Raw genomic sequence first — 18,012 nt, 5'->3', positions numbered from 1 at the left:
ACGGTCACAGCGCGTGCATGACCTGGGCGCCGATCAGGCCCACGAACGTGCCCATGAACGAGCCGATCAGGGCGAACAGCACGCCCACGGGGACCAGCTGACGGTTGAAGGCGCTCGCGACCACGGGCGCGGAGGCGATGCCGCCGATGTTCGCGGTCGAGGCGACGGCCAGGGAGAACAGCTCGACCTTCGCGACCTTCGCGTAGAGCACCATGATCGCGGCGTGGATCGCGACCACGAGGATGCCCATCACGATGTAGATCGGCGCCTGCGTGATGGCGGAGAAGTCCGAGCCCGAGGCGATCTGGCCGATCACCACGAACAGCATCAGCGAGGCGACCTCGCTCGCACCGGCCGTCGACCCCAGCGGGGTCAGCGCGACGGCGAGCCCCAGCAGGGACACGATGAGGATCGACCAGGTGGTGCCGTTGACGACCGCGCCCCACTCGGGCAGCAGGCCGCCGATCCAGATCGAGAGGGTCGAGACGAGGATCGAGCCGAACACGACGATCGCGAGCGAGGACACCGTCACCGGCTTCTTCTCCTCCTCCTCCTCCTCCTCCTCGAAGGCGCCCTCATGGGCGTCGAGGTAGGAGGTGTCGGCCTTGGTCCAGCGGTTGAAGCGGGGCGAGACCGCGACCGAGGCGAACATCAGCATCAGCCACAGCGAGTACATGAGCGTGTCGGTGATCAGGGCGTAGCCGAAGATGTTCTCGGGCGCCTTGAGGATGTCCTGGACGGCCACCATGTTCGCGCTGCCGCCGGTCCAGCTTGCCAGGAGCGCGCCGAACACCTTCCACGCCTCGGGGTGCACCGCGGCCTGGAAGACCACGTACACCAGCACCATGCCGAAGCACAGCGAGGCCGAGGCGACGAACATCGTCAGCAGCAGCTTCGGGCCCAGGCGGATGATCTTGCGCAGGTCGCAGCCGAACAGGAACAGGAAGATCATCGCCGGCAGCAGGACGTCCTTGACCTGGGCGATGGTGGCGCGGGTCGCGTCGTCCTGGCCGAAGACGCCGAGCGTGTTCAGCAGCGCGCACAGCAGGTACATCAGCACCATGCCGGGCACGTACTTGAACAGCTTCCAGCCGGTGGTCTTCTCCAGGACGATCAGCACGCACGACAGTCCCAAGAGGACGCCGAGCATCAGCAGGCCGTCGGTGATCATGGGGTGCTCCTCGGGGAAGGTGTGGGGTCGGGAAACAAAAAAGTCGGAAGCACCATCGCGCCGCGCCTGGTGACAGGTGCGAGCGAGGTGCTTCCGACAGGGTCCGGTTCGGTGAGGTCCCGGGCGGACGGAGACGGTATGGAGTTATCCGGCGGTGCCCGCCGCGAGGTCGCGGTACTTCGCTGCGGCGTTGCGCACGGAGGCGGCGATCGCCTTCTGCGAAGACCCGTGGTACCTCTCGGAGATGGACTCCACCAGGGCGTCCTCGTCGAGGATCGAGCGTCCCACCAGCAGTTCTCTCACGAACTCGACCGTGAGGGTGAGGGTGGCGGTGCAGTCCGCCTCTCGGATGACGTGCGTCTCAGTATCGACGACGAGGCCGATGAAGAAAAGTCCCCACTGCGTCGTGATCGGATTGTTGCTCGGCGACTTCGCCTCACCGGTCAGGAAGATCGTCGTCATGGTCAGAGGGTAGCGGGGCCGCCTTCGGGCGAACGCTCAGCGGCGCTCGTCAAGCAGGCTGGCGACGTCCTCGGAGGTCACGCGGCGACCGATCGAGTTCACGGGGAGTCGCGTGCTCAGGGACATGTCGATGCGATCCGAGCGATCTCCAGGTCGAGCGGGGCGACGTCCGCGGGGACGCGGTCCAGGCCGAACCATCCGACATCGGTCAACTCGTCCGACGGACCGACCGTCGGCTTGGCCGGGAGCCTCAGGCTGAACGCGGCCGCGAGCTCGCGGCGAGCGGGGCCCTTGAGCGCGAACTGCGCGAGACCCTCCCACCCGAGGTCGCGCGGATCCGCCATCAGCCCGGTCTCCTCCTCGAGCTCTCGCGCGGCCGCCTCGCGAGGTGTCTCGCCCTCGTTGCAGATCCCGCCGGGCAGCTCCCACGACTTCCGCCACCGGTTCTTTCCGAACAGGACGCGATCACCCGCCCGGACGACGACCAGCGCGAGCGGGCACGCGAGGTCTCCCACGTGGTCGGTGCGAGGCTCGTCGGAATGGGCGAAGGAGAGCAGCCGCTGTCCCTTATCGTCGACGGCGAGCACCGGCGGGGCCGGATCTCCAGGCGCAGGCTTCTCCAGAAGCATCGTCACGAACTCATCGGTCTCCTTCCGGCCCACTGGAGTGAATCCCTTCGGCCGGTAGTAGTCCAGCAGGTGCGGCGCGCAGTCCAGGCGGAGCCATCGGGCTCGCCGACGCCCGGCCTCTGCCCACGCGAGATCGAGCAGCTGAGCGCCGAGCCCCCGACCGCCCGCCGAAGGATCAGTCATGAGTCCGTGCACGTAGAGGGCCGATTCCTCCGCGCGCTCGTGCTGGCTCCAGAAGTAGGGATCATCATCGACGAGCCGTACGGCAGCCTCGAACTCGCCGGGGCGATCAGGGGTTCCATCCGGATCCAGGACGTGCCACTCGCCGCGTGCCACCTCGACCGAGATCTGTGCGGTGTCGAGCGAGCCGATCCTCCACTGCGAGATGCCCTGCTGCTCCATCCAGAGTTCGCGAGCTCGACGCATCCCCGCCAGGCGCGGGACGTCAGACGGGACGCACGGGCGCAGGATGCTCGGTCGGCCCATCGCACCCGCCGAGCTCACAGCGGCAGCCGCACGTACGTGGTCTCGAGGTACTCCGCGATGCCCTCGTGAGAGCCCTCGCGGCCCAGGCCCGACTCCTTGACGCCACCGAAGGGGGCGGCGGCGTCGGAGGCGACGCCCAGGTTCACCGCGACCATACCCGACTCGATGCGGCCCGCGACGTCGGTGACCTCGGCGAGGTCCGCGCCGACGGCGTAGCTCATGAGACCGAACTCCGTGTCGTTCGCGGCGCGCACCATGTCCTCGACGTCGTCCATGACGATCACGGGCGCGACCGGGCCGAAGATCTCCTCACGGTTCACGCGGGCATCGGCCGGGACGTCGCCGAGCACGGTGGGCAGGTAGAAGAAGCCCTCCGCGCAGCCCTCGGGCAGCTCATCGGCGCGCGGCCGACGCCCGCCCGTGAGGACCTTCGCGCCGCGCTCGACGGCATCGGCCACGAGCTCCTCGATCTTGTCCAGGGCCTTGGGCTCGATCATCGGGCCCATCGTGGTGCCCTCGTCGATCCCAGCGCCCACCTGCAGCTCCTCGGTCTTCTCCACGAGGTGCCGCGTGAACTCCTCGGCGACGGACGAGTGCACGTAGAAGCGGTTCGCGGCCGTGCACGCCTCGCCGTTGTTGCGGAACTTCGCGGGCATCGCGGCGTCGATCGCCGTGTCCATATCGGCCGAGGGGAGCACCAGGAACGGGGCATTGCCGCCGAGCTCCATCGAGGTGCGCAGCACGTGCTCGGAGGCCTGCGCGAGCAGGGTGCGGCCCACCGGTGTGGAGCCGGTGAAGGAAACCTTGCGCAGGCGGGCGTCGGCCATGAGGGTGCTCGAGAGGGTCCCCGCATCGGAGGTGACCACGGCGTTCACGACGCCCGCCGGCAGGCCCGCGTCGGCGAGGATCTGGCAGAAGGCCAGCGAGGTGAGCGGGGTGAGCTCGGCGGGCTTGAGCACGACGGTGCAGCCGGCGGCGAGGGCCGGCGCGATCTTGCGGGTGCCCATCGACAGCGGGAAGTTCCACGGGGTGATCGCGAGGACGGGGCCGACGGGCCGCGAGGTGGTGAGGATCGCCTGCTCGGCGGCGGGCGCCTGCCGGAAGCGTCCGGGCAGGCGCACGGCCTCCTCGCTGAACCAGCGCAGGAACTCGGCGCCGTAGGTGACCTCGCCGTACGCCTCGTCCAGGGGCTTGCCCATCTCGAGGGTCATCAGCGCCGCGAGGTCGTCGGCCCGCTCATGGCAGAGCTCGTAGGCGCGGCGCAGGATCTCCGAGCGCTCGCGGGGGAGGGTCGCGGCCCAGTCGGCCTGGGCGGCGACGGCGGCGTCGAGGGCCTTCTCGCCGATGCTCGCGGCGTCGGCGTCGACGACCTGGGTGAGGGTGCCCCCGGTCGCCGGGTCCTGGACGTCGAGATCGGGGGTGCCGCCCAGGAATCGACCGCCGATGAAGGAGCTGCGGGGGGTGCGCTCGAGCAGGTCGGCGACCTGCGCGGGGGAGAGGCGGGGCTTCGTGGTCATGGTGCGCTCCTTCGGGTCGGGGTCTCGGCCGGTCCCTCCATCCTGCGCCTTCCGGGGCGGGACGGGGGAACCGGCCGCGAGGGATCAGTCGAACAGGATGACCTGGCGGACGGCCTCGCCGTCGGCCAGCTGGTCCATGGCCTCGTTGATCCCCTCGAGGGGGATGGTGCGGCTGATCAGCTCCTCGACCGGCAGCTTCCCCTCGAGGTAGAGCCGGGCGTACTCGGGCACGTCGCGCCGGGGCACGGCCGACCCCAGGTAGGAGCCGATGATCGACTGGGCCTGCGCGGTGAGCGGCAGCGGGGCGATCGTGACCTGGGCGGTCGGCGCGGGCAGGCCCACGGTGACCATGGTGCCGCCGAAGCCGATCGCGCCCACCGCGGTCTCGAAGGCCTTCGGATGGCCGGCGGCCTCGACCACGCGGTCGGCGGTGATCTTCTGCTCGGAGACCTCCTGCGGGGTGAACGTGCGGTGGGCGCCGAGCTCCTTCGCCCGCTCGAGCTTCGCGGGCAGGGTGTCCACGGCGATCACCTCCTTCACGTCCTGCGCGAGGGCGGTGATCAGGGCCGCCATGCCCACCCCGCCCAGGCCCACGATCATGATCGAGTCCTCGGGTCCCGGCTGCGCGGCGTTCAGGACGGCCCCGCCGCCCGTGAGCACGGCGCAGCCCAGCACGGCGGCGACCTCAGGCGGGACCTCGTCGGGGACGACGACGGCGCTCGCCTGGTCCACGACGGCGCGGGTCGCGAAGCCGCTCACCCCCAGGTGGTGGTGCACGTGCTCGCCGTCGCGGGTGAGGTGGGTCGAGCCGTGCAGCAGCACGCCGTCGTTGTTGGTCCTGGACCCGACCGAGCAGGGGAGGCGGCCGTCCGTGCGGCATTCGCGGCACTCCCCGCAGCGGGGGAGGAAGCTCATCACCACGCGGTCGCCCACGCGGATGTCCTCCACCTCGGCGCCCACGGCCTCGACGCGGCCGGCGGCCTCGTGCCCCAGCAGCATGGGGACCGGTCGCGGCCGGTTGCCGTCGACCACGGAGAGGTCGCTGTGGCACACGCCCGCGGCCTCCATGCGCACGAGGATCTCGGTCGAGCCGGGCTCGGTGAGCTCGAGCTCGCTGATGGTGATCGGCCGCGAGTCGGCGTAAGGGCGCTCGCGCCCCATCTCCTCGAGGACCGCGCCGCGGATCTTCATGCGGTCGCCTCCTTCGTCGTCCCGAACGTCGCCTGCGCGACCTTCGTGGCGAGCGGGTCGCCGGCCCGGAGCGGTCGGCCCTCGAAGGCGCCCTCGTGGGCGAGGATCGGCCGACGGTCGCCGGCGAGCTCGGGGTGCTTCTCCTCGAGCTTCTCGCGGCGGCTCATCTCCCTGTGCCAGCCGCGCACCACGTCGGGGTGGCTCTGCTGGATGCCGCGCCAGGTGGTCGGCATCTCCTCGCGCGAGCGGCCCGTGTCGGCCGTGCCGAGCTGGCGCACGGAGGCCGGGACGCGGGAGGTCTCAGCCCCGCACCGGCATCGCGGGTTGTCGTCGAACATCGAGGCCAGGCCCGCTTCGAAGCGGTGGCCCTCGGAGCACTTGAGGTCGTAGAGGATCATCGTCGGCCCCCTCAGCTGTAGAAGCCGTCGGGCGCGAGGGTGAGGCCCTTGCGCTGCTCGGCGTCGTGCCCGAAGATCATCTCCGCGCCGGTCTGCTCCTGGATCCTCCGCAGTTTCTCGACGGACTCGAGCCAGCCCACGCTGTCCCAGACGATGCCGGCGCCGATCGCGGGCGGGCCCCAGCTCGCGCCGAGGTAGACGGCGTCGGAGGTGAAGATCTTCGTGCCGTCCTCCGGCAGGTCCACGCGCAGGCTCATGGTGCCCCAGGTGTGCCCCGGGGTGGAGATGACGCTGACGCCCGGCACGATCTCGGCGTCGCCGTGGACGGGCTCCAGCGGCAGGCCGGAGAAGTCGGAGACCAGATGGGCGCCGGCGAACTCGCCCTCGATGCCCTTCACACCCTCGATCTCGTCGGCCTGGGCGAGGATGCGGGTCTTCCCGTTCTCGAACATCTTCGCGTTCGCCGCGTGGTCGAAGTGCAGGTGGGAGAGGACCAGGATGTCGATGTCCTCGGGGGTGAGCTCGAGGTCCGCGAGCGCGGTGTCGAGGTAGCCGGGGCCCGCGGGGTCCTCCTGGACGGGGAAGAAGTTCTGGAACCCGGTGGGCTCCCAGCGCTTCTCCCAGTCGCGCGGCACTCCCGTGTCCCACAGGATCCGTCCCTCGGGCGTCTCGATGAGGACGGCGTGCGTGGGGGCCTCGCCCCAGGCGGCGGGCTTGTCCTTGTGCTGACGGTCGGTGATCGTGTTCCCCGCCTGCAGCAGCAGCCAGGTGTGGTCGCACTCCATGACCCCTGTGGACAGGACGTGCAGCTTCATGGGCGAATCGGTCGCAGTCATCGATGACTCCTCACGGTCGGTGCCTCGCCGGGCGACGGTGCCGGGCATAGGCGCGTTCGTGCACCACGCTATGGCGCGGGACACACCACGCCTATGGTGTGCGGTGACAGGGATCGGGCCGATCGATGGAGGATGGTCCATGGGGGCGATGGAGTCTCTGCTGCGCGCGGTGATGGCCGAGGAGGACCCGGCGCGGCTCGAGGGGGCGATCGCCGCGGCGCGCGAGGGGACCGGGGCCGACGGGTCCGCGCTCGACGAGGCCGACGCCCGCACCCTGCGCGCCCTCCAGCAGCGCCTCGCCCAGGGCGCGCGGCGCGAGGAGCTGCTGCGCACGGTCTCCTCGATCGCCGTGGACGTCACCACGCGGCGCGACGTGGTGGGCGTGCTCCACGAGATCGTGCGCCGCACCCGGCTGCTCACCGGCGCCGACATGGCCTACATCGCCCTGAACACGGCGGACACCACCTTCATCCGCGAGTCCGACGGGGTGCGCACCGAGGAGTACCGCACCCTGCGCATGCCCATCGGCTACGGGGTGCTGGGGCGGGCCGCGACGGGCCGGGCGATCGTCACCACCGCCGACTACCTCGAGGATGCGGCGCTGTCCCACATCGGGGAGATCGACGACATCGTGCGCGGCGAGGGCGTGCGCTCGATCCTCGCCGTGCCCATGACCCTGCGCGAGCAGGTGCACGGCGCTCTGCTGATCGCCGACCGCACGAGCCGCGAGTACCCGCCCGAGACCGTCGACATCGTGGACACGCTGTCCCGCCATGCGAGCGTCGCGCTCGACAACGCGCGCCGCTTCGAGGAGGTCACCGGGGCGCTCGCGAGCCTCAGCGCCCAGCAGGACGAGGACGAGGAGCGCATGGTCGAGCTCCACGAGATCCTCGATCTCGACGCGGGCCTGCTCGAGGCGCTCCTGGACGGCGGCGATCTCGAGGTGCTCGCCCGCCGCGTGCACGAGCTCCTGGGGGCCGACCTCGCGCTCCTCGACGCGGGCGGGGTGCCGATGGTCGAGACGGATCCGGGCGCGCGCCTCGCCGTCGGCCTCGACGGGGAGGCGCTGCGGGCGGCCCGCGGCACGGGCAAGCCCGCCGTCTCCGGCGGGACCACGCTGGCCTGCGCGAGCAGTGGCCGGGAGCACCTGGGCACGCTCGTCGTCGGCCGGGCCCTCGCCCCGCGCCTTCTGCCGCGCGTGCAGAGGGTCGCCGTGTTCTTCGGGATCCTGCTCCTGCTGGGCAGGGCGCAGCAGGACGACAGGCGCCGCCGGGACCGGGCCGTGATCGACGCCCTGGTGCGCGGCGGGCGCGAGGTCGACACGGTGCGCGGGGACGCCCGGGTGCGTGCGGTGAGGCCCGGTTCGGGCGTGCGGATGGTCGCGATCGACGTCTTCGACGTCGACGTCGGCCCCCTCGCCGACCGCCTGCGCGCGGGCACGGCGCACGACGGCGCGGTGGTCGCGCTGCACGGCGACCACCTGTGCGTGCTCGTGCCCGATGCCGCGGCCGACGCGCTCTCCGCGCTGCTCGACGTCGCCGGCAGCGGCGTCAACGCGGGATGGTCGAGCCCCGTCGAGGACCTGGCGCGGATCCCTGCGGCGCACCGCTCCGCGGAGCTCGCCCTGCGCTCCCTCGCCGTGCTCGGGGTGCGTGGCAGATCGGCCGACGGCGAGAGGATCGGGATGGTCGGGCTGATGGCCGAGGCGATCCACCGCGACCCCACGCTGCCCTCGCCGCTCCTGGTGATCCGCCCGCTCGAGGACTACGACCGCGAGCACGGCACCGAGCTCACGCGCAGCGCCTGGGCCTTCGCCGAGTCCGGTCGGCACGTGCCGCGCACCGCGCAGATGCTGCACGTGCACCCCAACACCGTGCGCCAGCGCCTCGAGCGGATCGCGGGGCTGCTGGGGGAGGACTGGCGGGCGCCCGCGAGGTTCCTCGACCTCCACTTCGCCCTGCGCATGTGGTCGCTCGGGCGCGAGGAGGCCGGTGGCTAGACCCCGACCCGCTCCAGGTCCGCGCCGCGCGCGGCGAAGTAGGCGTCTGCCCGCTCGCGGTCCCAGCCGTGGGATTGGCGCAGGCCCTCGGCGAGCATGTCGAGATAGGCGGGGACGGGCTGGGTGGCCGGCACGTCGCCGATCGCCTCCGGTGCGGTGAAGGTGAGCATCGGGATGCCATCGCGCTCGCCGAGCACCACCAGGGTCTCGTAGCGACCGGGGCCGACGGCCACGCGCGTGCCGGCAGGGGCCGCGGTGGCGTCCGACCCTCCGCCGATGCCCAGGTCCTCGCGCACGAGGCGCTCGACGGGGTCGTCCTCCTGGACAGGGCGGTGCATCTCCTGGGCGGCGACGTCCGCGAACTGCGGGATCGTCAGCAGGAAGGCACGGGCGGGCGTCGGCCCCTCGGCGTCGTGGTCGTAGAAGCCCATGCCGCCGCTCCACACGCGTGACTCGCCCGCGAAGTGCAGGCGGCCCGGGAGCATGACGCCCGCTGCCTCGCGCGGGGGAGTGCGCTCGCGGGCCCCGGCGTAGCCGATCAGCGCGCCCGGCGGCCTGCCGCCCTGGATGTAGCAGGCGAGGCGCTCGGCGTTCATGTTCGAGCCGTAGCTGACGTACCAGACGAGATCGCGATCCATGGTGCGTCCATCCTGCGCACGCACCGACGGCCGATGCCAGAGCGGCGCGCCGGTTCCGAGACGGCCCTCACGCCCCGCGCCCCGCGCTCGCCGCTCCCGCTCAGCTGCTGCGGCGCAGGGCCCGGTTCCCCGTCGAGGGCGCGAGGAAGATCGCGACCGCGACCACCGCGGCGGGCAGCAGCAGCGCCCCGCGCAGTCCCACGTGATCGCCCACGAAGCCCAGCACGGGCGGACCGACGAGGAAGGCCATGTAGCCGACGATCGAGGCCAGGACGACGCGCTGAGCGGGCTGCGGCCCTGAGTCCCCGGCGGCCGAGAGCGCGACGGGGAAGCCGAGCGAGGCGCCGAGGCCCCAGAGGATCACGGCCGCGCCGGCCACGATCTGGTTGTCCACCAGGGAGACCAGGACCAGTCCGGCGGTCGCGCAGGCGGCGCTCGCGGCGAGCACGGGTGCGCGGCCCAGGCGGTCGATGATCGGGCCTCCTGCAAAGCGTCCCGCCGTCATCGACGCCGCGAAGACCGCGTAGACCGCGCTGCCGAGCGCCGCGTCGAAGCCGTGGCCGTCGACCATGACGAGCGGCAGCCAGTCGTTCGCGGTGCCCTCGGCCAGCGCCATCGCCAGCACGATCGCGCCGATCAGCAGCAGGCGGCCGTCCTTCCAGACCGGAGGGCCGGTGCGGTGCCCGCGGGTGGCGCGCTCCTCGGCGGTGACCTGTCCCGTGGCCGCGGGCAGCAGGCGGATCGACCAGGCCAGCAGCGCCACGCCGATCACGCCGATCACGAGCAGATGGGGGACCACGGGGAGGTGCACGGCGTTCGCGAGGATCCCGGCGCGCGCCCCCACCACCGTGCCCAGGCTGAAGCAGCCGTGCAGGGTGGGCAGGAAGGTGCGGCCGGACTCCCGCTCGACCGCGGCGCCCTCGATGTTCATGGCGACCTCGCCGCCGCCGGTGCCGGCGCCGAACAGGGCGAGTCCCAGGGTGACCACGAGCGCCTGCTGGGTGGCCGCGCCGAGGGCGACCGTCGGCATCGCGAGCACCAGCAGCGCGGAGGCCACGAGCACGACCCATCGGGCGCCGAGGCGCATCACCGCCGGCCCCGAGGTGAGGATCCCGAGCATCGACCCCACGGACAGCCCGAACAGGACGAGGCCCATCTGCGCCGTGGAGGCGCCGAGCAGGTCGCGGATCGCGGGGGTGCGCGTCACCCAGGAGGAGATGCTGATCCCGGGCAGGAAGAACAGGGCGCAGAGCGCGAGGCGGCGCAGGGCGAGGGAAGCGGGGGCGCCGGGCACGGGCGTCTCCAGATCACGTAGGCGTACGGTCGTACACAAGTGTAGGGGCGGCGCGGGCGCGGGCGCGGGTGCACGCGTGCTCCGCGCAGCGGAACGCCCCCGCAGCCGGCGCAGCGCTGAGCGGTGCGCGGGCGGCGGGGGCGTTCCCGTCGGCCGACGGATCGGCGGCGGGCCGAGAGGTCAGTCGAGGCCCGCGATGTCGCGCGGCTCCTCGGCCCCCTCCTCGTTCTCGCTGACGATCATGCGGATCGGCTCCACCTTCGCCCAGACGGCGAAGAGGAGGCCGACGACGACCATGACGATGCCGGCCCACAGGTTGGCGTTGACACCGCCGGTCTTGGCGGCCTCGACGTCGGTGTAGTCGAACAGTCCGACCAGCACCAGGATGACGCCGAACAGTGCGACGAGCAGACCGATGAAGTTGCGGATGTCGAAGGCGCCGGCGGTCTCGACCTTGGCGCCCGTGGAATCGGGGACTGCGACGGGGCCGCCCTCGAGGTTCTCGTTGTCGTTCATGACTTCTCTCCTCCGTCCCGGCTCACGCGAAGACGATGTTCAGGATGATGACCAGCGCCAGGCCGATCCCGGCCATCGGGACCGGACGACGGAAGAAGGGCAGGCCCTCCTCGTCGGGGTCCACGAGATCGGTCTTGGGGGTCTCGGAGTAGACGAGGCCCTTGAGCTCGTGCACGGGCTTGGGGCGCGTGAACTGGGTGACGACGACCGAGACGATGATGTCCACGACGAACGCGGTGGCCGCGCTCAGGAACGCGAGGCCCTGGCCCGGCAGGACGAACACCTCGCCGAAGGTCGACAGGCTCCACAGGATGACGGCGGCGACCGTGCCCGAGGCGAGGCCCGACCAGCCGGCGGCCGGCGTCATCCGCTTCCAGAACATGCCCAGGATGAACGTCGCGAACAGCGGCGCGTTGAAGAACCCGAACAGGGTCTGCAGGTAGTCCATGAGGTTCGAGAACTGCCCGGCGATGAGCGCCGTGAAGATCGCGATCACGCAGGCCGCGGCCGTGGCGATGCGGCCCACGAAGATGTAGTGCTTGTCCGGGGCGTCCTTCTTGACGTACTGCTGGTAGAGGTCGTAGCTGACCACCGTGTTGAAGGCCGAGATGTTCGCGGCCATGCCGGCCATGAACGCCGCGAGCAGGCCCGCGATCGCCACGCCCAGCAGGCCGTTGGGCATCACGTCGCGCATCAGCAGCAGCAGGGCGTCGTTGTAGGAGACGCCCGTGGCGGCCGCCCCTGCGGCATCGCCCCCGAAGTCCATCTTCTTGAACTCGGTCATGTCCGAGACCAGCACACCGGCGATCATGCCGGGAATGATCACGATGAAGGGGATGAACATCTTGGGGAAGGCGCCGATGATCGGCGTCATCCGAGCGGCGGTGATGGACTTGCTGGCCATCGCGCGCTGGACCTCGACGAAGTTCGTCGTCCAGTAGCCGAAGGAGAGCACGAAGCCCAGGCCGAACACGATGCCGACCACCGAGAGGATCGGGCTGTCGAAGCCCGAGAGCTGCTCACCCGGCCAGGAGTGGAGCTGCTCGGCGCCGAGCATGCCGTCGCCGGCGACCTTCTCCTTCAGGCCGCTCCAGCCGCCCACGCGGTGCAGGCCGATCAACGTCAGCGGCAGCAGGGCCGCGACGATCACGAAGAACTGCAGCACCTCGTTGTAGATGGCCGCGGAGAGCCCGCCCACCGAGATGTAGAAGAGCACGAAGGCGGCGGCGACGATGAGCCCCACCCACTGGGGCCAGCCCAGCAGGCGGTTCACGATCGTGGCCAGCAGGTACAGGTTCACGCCCGCGATCAGCAGCTGCGCGGCGGCGAAGCTGATGGAGTTCACCAGGTGCGCGGCGGTGCCGAAGCGCATGCGCATGAACTCGGGGACGCTGCGCACCTTCGAGCCGTAGTAGAAGGGCATCATCACGACGCCCAGGAACAGCATCGCGGGGATCGCGCCCACCCAGAAGTAGTGCATCGTGGGCATGCCGTACTGGGCGCCCGTGGCGGACATGCCCATGATCTCGACGGCGCCGAGGTTCGCCGAGATGAACGCGAGGCCGGTCACCCAGGCGGGCAGGGAGCGGCCGGACAGGAAGAATTCGATGGAGTTGGAGACGCCGCGTTTGGCGAACCAGCCCACACCGAGCACGAAGACGAAGTAGAGCGCGATGATCGCGTAATCGATCCACTGCGCATCCAACCGGATGTCGACCATGACAGGGCCTCGGAGTCCAGGGGGAAGGGGCGCCGTCGCGAGCGCGCTCGTGGCGCTCGGAGGAGCAGCGGGGGATTGGCCGCCGGGCGGTCACGCTACCACCGTGGGAGGAGCCTCCGGCGGCGACATCCTGCAATCGGCAAACGACCAGCGGGTCCGCGTGGTATGTGAGTCGCGCGCCACATCGCCCGTCGCATCTCCCGCCCCGCCGTCGGCACGCGCGACTGGGCGCGGTGGGGGCGTGGTGGGGGCGCGGCGACGGTGCGGCGGGGCCGACGGCGGTAGCCTGTCGTCGGCCGTTCTCCCCGGCGGCCGGTCGACGACGACCCAGGAGGTCTTCCCCATGTCCCCCTCGTCCCCTGAACCCTCCTCGGGCGCGGCCGCTGCGACGGCCGACGCCCCGCCCGCAGCCCTTCCCGAGCAGACCGTGCGCGCCGAGCAGCGCTGGACCCCCGCGAAGATCGTGCTGTGGGTCGCCATCTCGCTCGTGGGCGCGCTCGGCTGGGTGATGCTCGCGCTCGCGCGCGGCGAGACCATCAACGCGATCTGGTTCGTGTTCGCCGCCGTCGCGACCTACCTCGTCGCCTACCGCTTCTACGCGAAGTTCATCCAGAACCGCCTGGTGAAGCCCGACGACACCCGCGCCACCCCGGCGGAGGCCGAGTACGACGGCAAGGACTACGTCCCCACCGACCGGCGCATCCTCTTCGGCCACCACTTCGCCGCGATCGCCGGCGCCGGCCCGCTCGTCGGCCCCGTCCTCGCCGCGCAGATGGGCTACCTGCCCGGCACCATCTGGATCATCGTGGGCGTGGTGCTAGCGGGCGCCGTCCAGGACTTCCTGGTGCTCGTGATCTCGACCCGCCGCCACGGCCGCTCCCTCGGGCAGATGGCCCGCGACGAGCTCGGCGTCGTGGGCGGCGTGGCCGCGTTCATCGCGACCCTGACCATCATGCTGATCATCGTCGCGATCCTCGCGATGGTCGTCGTGAACTCCCTCGGGGAGAGCGCCTGGGGCGTCTACAGCGTGGGCCTGACCATCCCGATCGCGATCTTCATGGGCCTCTACCTGCGCTTCCTGCGCCCCGGCAAGGTCTTCGAGGTCTCCGTGATCGGTGTGGCGCTGCTGCTGTTCGCGATCATCTCCGGGCGCTGGGTCGCCGAGACCGGCTGGGGCGACGCCCTCTTCCACCTGGACCGCCCCGTGCTCGCGGGGCTGATCATCGCCTACGGCTTCATCGCCGCCGTGCTGCCCGTGTGGGTGCTGCTCGCCCCGCGCGACTACCTCTCGACGTTCATGAAGATCGGCACGATCGTCATGCTCGCCGTCGCGATCATCGTGGTGCGCCCCAGCATCTCGACCCCCGCGGTCTCCGAGTTCGCCTCCCGCACCGACGGGCCCGTGTTCACCGGCGGCCTGTTCCCGTTCCTCTTCGTCACCATCGCCTGCGGCGCGCTCTCCGGGTTCCACGCGATGATCTCCTCGGGCACCACTCCGAAGCTCGTGGAGAAGGAGCGCCAGATGCGCATGATCGGCTACGGCGGCATGCTCATGGAGTCCTTCGTGGCGATCATGGCGCTGGTCGCGGCCGTCTCCATCGACCGCGGCATCTACTTCGCGATGAACTCCTCCGCCGCCGCGACCGGGGGCACGATCGAGGGCGCCGCGCAGTTCGTGAACTCGCTCGGGCTCACGGGCGTGAACCTCGATCCGGCGACGCTCGCGCAGACCGCGAAGGACGTGGGCGAGGAGTCGATCGTCTCGCGCACCGGCGGCGCGCCCACGCTCGCCGTGGGCCTCGCGGGCATCATGCACAAGCTCGTGGGCGGCCCCGCGATGATGGCGTTCTGGTACCACTTCGCCATCATGTTCGAGGCGCTGTTCATCCTCACCAGCGTCGACGCCGGCACCCGCGTGGCCCGCTTCATGCTGGCCGACGCCCTGGGCGGCTGGAAGCCCCGCTTCCGCGACCACTCGTGGCGCGTGGGCGCCTGGATCACCACCGCGGTGATGGTCGCCGGCTGGGGGTCGATCCTCATGATGGGCGTGCTCGACCCCCTGGGCGGCATCAACACCCTGTTCCCGCTCTTCGGCATCGCGAACCAGCTGCTGGCCGCGGTCGCCCTCGCGATCTGTCTGGTGGTGTTCGCCCGCAAGGGCCGCACCTGGTCGCTGCTGATCATCTTCGTGCCGCTCGCCTTCACCGCGGTCGTCACCATCACCGGCTCGTTCCAGAAGATCTTCTCCTCCGACCCCGGGGTGGGGTACTGGGCGAATCACATCGCCTACCGCGACGCGCTCGCCGCGGGCAAGACCGAGCTGGGCCTTGCGAAGACCCCCGAGGACATGCACGCGGTCGTCTTCAACACCGCCGTGCAGGGATCCCTCTCGATCCTCTTCGTGGTCTGCACGATCATCGTCATCGTGGTCTCGCTCTGGCGCACCTGGCAGGCGCTGAACGGGAGGAACCTCCTGGACACCGAGGCGCCGCGCGTGGAGTCCGCGTACTTCGCGCCCGCGGGCATGGTGCCGACGCCCGCCGAGAAGGAGCTCGAGGGCCGCTGGCGGGACCACCTGCGCGAGCACCCCGAGAAGGACCTCGCCGGGACGGTCGGGCACTGATGAGCACGCCAGTGGCTCCGGCGGGGCGGCAGGCGGGCGGGACCGGGCCGGTGCCCGGCCGTCTCGTCGGCGCCCTGCGCGGGGTGCGGCGCTTCGCGCGCGGTGTGCTGGGATCCGACGCCTACGACCGCTACCTGCACCACCACCGGATCACCGGCTGCGCGCACGCGCCGCTGAGCGAGAAGGAGTTCTGGCGGCTGAAATACGCCGAGCAGGGCGAGAACCCCTCCGCCGGCTGCTGCTGAGCGGAGCGGCGGACCGGTCCGGCAGCGCGGGTCCTCTCTTTACGGCGCCTTCCCGCGGTGCCATGCTCGTCGTACTCCCCGCGCGGCGCTGCGCGGACCCGTCGACGGGAGGTCGTCATGACCCCGAACCAGGACACCCCGCCCACCATGGCCGCCGTGCGGCTGATGGGGCACGGAGGGCTCGACCAGCTGGAGTTCTCCCATGATGTCCCCACCCCGAGCCCGTCGGCCGGGGAGGTGCTGATCGACGTCCACGCCTGCGGGATGAACAACACCGACGTGTGGGTGCGCGAGGGCGCCTACGGCAGCGACACCGACCCCAGCGAGGTCTCGACCTGGCGGCGCGGGCGCTCCACCCTCGAGTTCCCGCGGATCCAGGGCGCGGACATCGTGGGCCGCATCGTCGCCGTCGGCCCCGGGGTCGACGCCTCGCGGATCGGCGAGCGGGTGATGGTCGACTTCAGCATCTACCACCGCCCCGAGGGCGACGACTCCCTCGCCGACATCGACTACATCGGCCACGGCCGCGACGGCGGGTACGCCGAGTACGTCGCCGTGCCCGCCGAGAACGCCTACGAGATCACCGCCGACATCCCCGACGCGGGCCTGGCGACCTTCTGCTGCGCCTACCTCACCGCCGAGCAGATGCTCGTGCGCGCCCGCCTCGCCGAGGGGGAGAGGGTGCTGGTCACGGGTGCATCCGGCGGGGTGGGCTCGGCGATCCTGCAGCTCGCGCGGGTGCGCGGGGCGATCCCCTACGCGGTCTCCAGCCCCGGCAAGGAGGACGCGCTGCGCGCGATCGGCGCCGAGGACGTGATCCTGCGCGGCTCCGGCGATCTCGTGGGCGAGGTCGAACGGGTGGCCGACGGGCCGATCGACGTGGTCGCCGACCTCGTCGCGGGGCCCCTGTTCAACGACCTGCTGCGGATCCTGCGACCCGAGGGCCGGTACACGACGGCCGGCGCGATCGGCGGGCCCGTCGTCGACCTCGACCTGCGCACGATGTACCTCAAGCAGCTCGAGCTGCACGGCTCCTCGCAGGGGACGCGCACCGCGTTCCGACGGCTCGTGCAGTACATCCAGGAGGGCAGGATCCGGCCGCTGCTGGACCGCACCTTCCGCCTCTCGGACTTCCACGAGGCCCAGCGCACCTTCATGGGCAAGACGTACATCGGCAAGCTCGTGGTCGTGCCCGACCGGCACTGGGACGAGGTCGGGGCGCCGTTCGCCCACGACCGGGCGGCGGGCGATCCCGATGCGCCGTGAACGCACGATCGAGCTGATCGACACGCAGTCCGGCGGGGACGTCAGCCGCATCGTGATCGCCGGCATCGAGCCGATCCCGGGTGCGACGGCGCTCGAGAAGGCCCGCTTCCTGCAGCGCGAGGGCGACGGCCTGCGGCGCCTGCTGCTCTCCGAGCCCTACGGCGACCCCGCGATGTCCGTCGATCTGATCGTCGAGCCCGGGCATCCCCAGGCCCAGGCCGGCTACATCATCATGGAGGCCATGGGGTACCCGATGTACTCGGGCTCCAACACGATCTGCACCGCGACCGCCCTGCTGGAGAGCGGGACGATCGCGATGGCAGGCGGCGAGCAGTCCGTCGTCCTGGAGTCGCCCGCCGGCCTCGCCCGCGTCACCGCCGACTGCGCCGACGGCCGCGTCGAGTCGGTGACCACGCGCGGGGAGCCCGCCTTCGTCGCGGATCGCGACCTCGTCGTCGACGTGCCCGGGATCGGTCCCGTCCACTTCGACCTGGTGTGGAGCGGCGCCTTCTACGCGATGGTCCGCGCTGAGGATCACGGCTTCGCGGTCACGGCCGACGAGCAGATCGCCCTCGCCGCCTTCGGCGACGCCTTCGCACGCGCCGCCCGGCCGTGCCTGCGTCACGAGCACCCCTCCCTCGGGGACGTCGGCCCGCTGCCGTTCGTGCACTTCATGGGCGAGATCCACGTGACGGCGAGTGGAGGGCTCGAATCGCCGTCGGCCACCTACGTGCATCCCGGCGTCATCTGCCGCAGCCCCACAGGGACCGGCACCTCCGCCCGGCTCGCGCTGATGGCCGCGGACGGCGACCTCGCCCCCGGCGGCACCCTGGAGACGATCTCCCCGCGCGGGTCCCGGTTCCTCGGCACCCTCACCGGGCCCGCGGAGGTGGGCGGACTGCCCGCATGGGACTCGACGACCACCGGCTCGGCCCGGCTGCTCGCGCGCTCGCACGTCACCGTCGACCTCGACGACCCGCTCGTGGACGCCTCGGACCTGGAGGCGCTGCTGACGGAGTGA

At 71.4% G+C, this 18,012-nt stretch carries 16 protein-coding genes; 5 read left to right on the top strand and 11 right to left on the bottom strand.

What is annotated here, in order from left to right:
* Positions 1-4 precede the first annotated feature (4 nt).
* The 7 genes from I8D64_RS09530 to I8D64_RS09500 form a co-directional block, all read right to left on the bottom strand.
* The gene (locus tag I8D64_RS09530; RefSeq protein WP_200502265.1) at positions 5-1,171 is read right to left on the bottom strand and encodes a DUF819 family protein; all 1,167 of its coding nucleotides are present in this window, start codon (positions 1,169-1,171) and stop codon (positions 5-7) included.
* Between the two features lie 144 nt (positions 1,172-1,315).
* Positions 1,316-1,633, bottom strand: a complete 318-nt coding sequence (locus I8D64_RS09525) for a DUF3870 domain-containing protein (protein ID WP_200502264.1) — start codon at positions 1,631-1,633, stop codon at positions 1,316-1,318.
* Positions 1,634-1,749: 116 nt separating this feature from the next.
* A complete protein-coding gene (locus tag I8D64_RS09520; RefSeq protein ID WP_200502263.1) occupies positions 1,750-2,664 on the bottom strand; it encodes an NUDIX domain-containing protein in 915 nt (304 codons plus the stop codon).
* A 98-nt stretch (positions 2,665-2,762) separates the two neighbouring features.
* Positions 2,763-4,265 carry an NAD-dependent succinate-semialdehyde dehydrogenase gene (locus tag I8D64_RS09515; RefSeq protein WP_200502262.1) on the bottom strand — a complete coding sequence of 501 codons (1,503 nt, stop codon included), beginning with the start codon at positions 4,263-4,265 and terminating at the stop codon, positions 2,763-2,765.
* Positions 4,266-4,349: 84 nt separating this feature from the next.
* Positions 4,350-5,456, bottom strand: a complete 1,107-nt coding sequence (locus I8D64_RS09510) for an alcohol dehydrogenase catalytic domain-containing protein (protein WP_200502261.1) — start codon at positions 5,454-5,456, stop codon at positions 4,350-4,352.
* Positions 5,453-5,854 carry a zinc ribbon domain-containing protein gene (locus I8D64_RS09505; protein WP_200502260.1) on the bottom strand — a complete coding sequence of 134 codons (402 nt, stop codon included), beginning with the start codon at positions 5,852-5,854 and terminating at the stop codon, positions 5,453-5,455. Before I8D64_RS09505 ends, I8D64_RS09510 begins: the two co-directional genes overlap by 4 nt.
* Before the next feature lie 11 nt (positions 5,855-5,865).
* Positions 5,866-6,690, bottom strand: a complete 825-nt coding sequence (locus tag I8D64_RS09500) for an N-acyl homoserine lactonase family protein (protein ID WP_200502259.1) — start codon at positions 6,688-6,690, stop codon at positions 5,866-5,868.
* A gap of 139 nt (positions 6,691-6,829) precedes the next feature.
* On the opposite strand from I8D64_RS09500, the gene I8D64_RS09495 reads away from it, so the two are divergent.
* Positions 6,830-8,689: a helix-turn-helix domain-containing protein gene (locus I8D64_RS09495; protein ID WP_200502258.1), complete on the top strand. Its 1,860-nt coding sequence runs from the start codon at positions 6,830-6,832 to the stop codon at positions 8,687-8,689.
* Here the strand turns inward: I8D64_RS09495 and I8D64_RS09490 are convergent.
* From I8D64_RS09490 to I8D64_RS09475, 4 genes are all read right to left on the bottom strand, one after another.
* A complete protein-coding gene (locus I8D64_RS09490; protein WP_200502257.1) occupies positions 8,686-9,327 on the bottom strand; it encodes a histone deacetylase in 642 nt (213 codons plus the stop codon). The genes I8D64_RS09495 and I8D64_RS09490 overlap by 4 nt on opposite strands.
* A 100-nt stretch (positions 9,328-9,427) precedes the next feature.
* Positions 9,428-10,621, bottom strand: a complete 1,194-nt coding sequence (locus I8D64_RS09485) for an MFS transporter (RefSeq protein WP_200502256.1) — start codon at positions 10,619-10,621, stop codon at positions 9,428-9,430.
* Positions 10,622-10,801: 180 nt separating this feature from the next.
* Entirely contained in the window at positions 10,802-11,137 is a 336-nt protein-coding gene (locus I8D64_RS09480; protein ID WP_200502255.1) for a hypothetical protein, read from the bottom strand.
* 22 nt (positions 11,138-11,159) lie between these two features.
* Positions 11,160-12,857 (bottom strand): sodium:solute symporter family protein, encoded by a 1,698-nt coding sequence (locus I8D64_RS09475; protein ID WP_200502254.1) that lies wholly within the window; start codon positions 12,855-12,857, stop codon positions 11,160-11,162.
* Positions 12,858-13,200: 343 nt separating this feature from the next.
* On the opposite strand from I8D64_RS09475, the gene I8D64_RS09470 reads away from it, so the two are divergent.
* The 4 genes from I8D64_RS09470 (at position 13,201) to I8D64_RS09455 (ending at position 18,012) form a co-directional block, all read left to right on the top strand.
* The gene (locus I8D64_RS09470) at positions 13,201-15,480 is read left to right on the top strand and encodes a carbon starvation CstA family protein (protein ID WP_200502253.1); all 2,280 of its coding nucleotides are present in this window, start codon (positions 13,201-13,203) and stop codon (positions 15,478-15,480) included.
* Positions 15,480-15,725: a CstA-like transporter-associated (seleno)protein gene (locus I8D64_RS09465; protein WP_200502252.1), complete on the top strand. Its 246-nt coding sequence runs from the start codon at positions 15,480-15,482 to the stop codon at positions 15,723-15,725. Before I8D64_RS09470 ends, I8D64_RS09465 begins: the two co-directional genes overlap by 1 nt.
* Positions 15,726-15,842: 117 nt before the next feature.
* Complete coding sequence (locus I8D64_RS09460) at positions 15,843-16,991, top strand: alcohol dehydrogenase family protein (RefSeq protein WP_246482911.1); 1,149 nt, start codon at positions 15,843-15,845, stop codon at positions 16,989-16,991.
* A complete protein-coding gene (locus tag I8D64_RS09455) occupies positions 16,981-18,012 on the top strand; it encodes a proline racemase family protein (RefSeq protein WP_200502251.1) in 1,032 nt (343 codons plus the stop codon). The genes I8D64_RS09460 and I8D64_RS09455 overlap by 11 nt, the downstream gene beginning before the upstream one ends.

Origin of the sequence: Brachybacterium halotolerans (assembly GCF_016623465.1) — a bacterium.
GTDB classification, from domain to species: Bacteria; Actinomycetota; Actinomycetes; order Actinomycetales; family Dermabacteraceae; genus Brachybacterium; species Brachybacterium halotolerans.
This window is presented reverse-complemented; position numbering and strand designations above follow the sequence as displayed.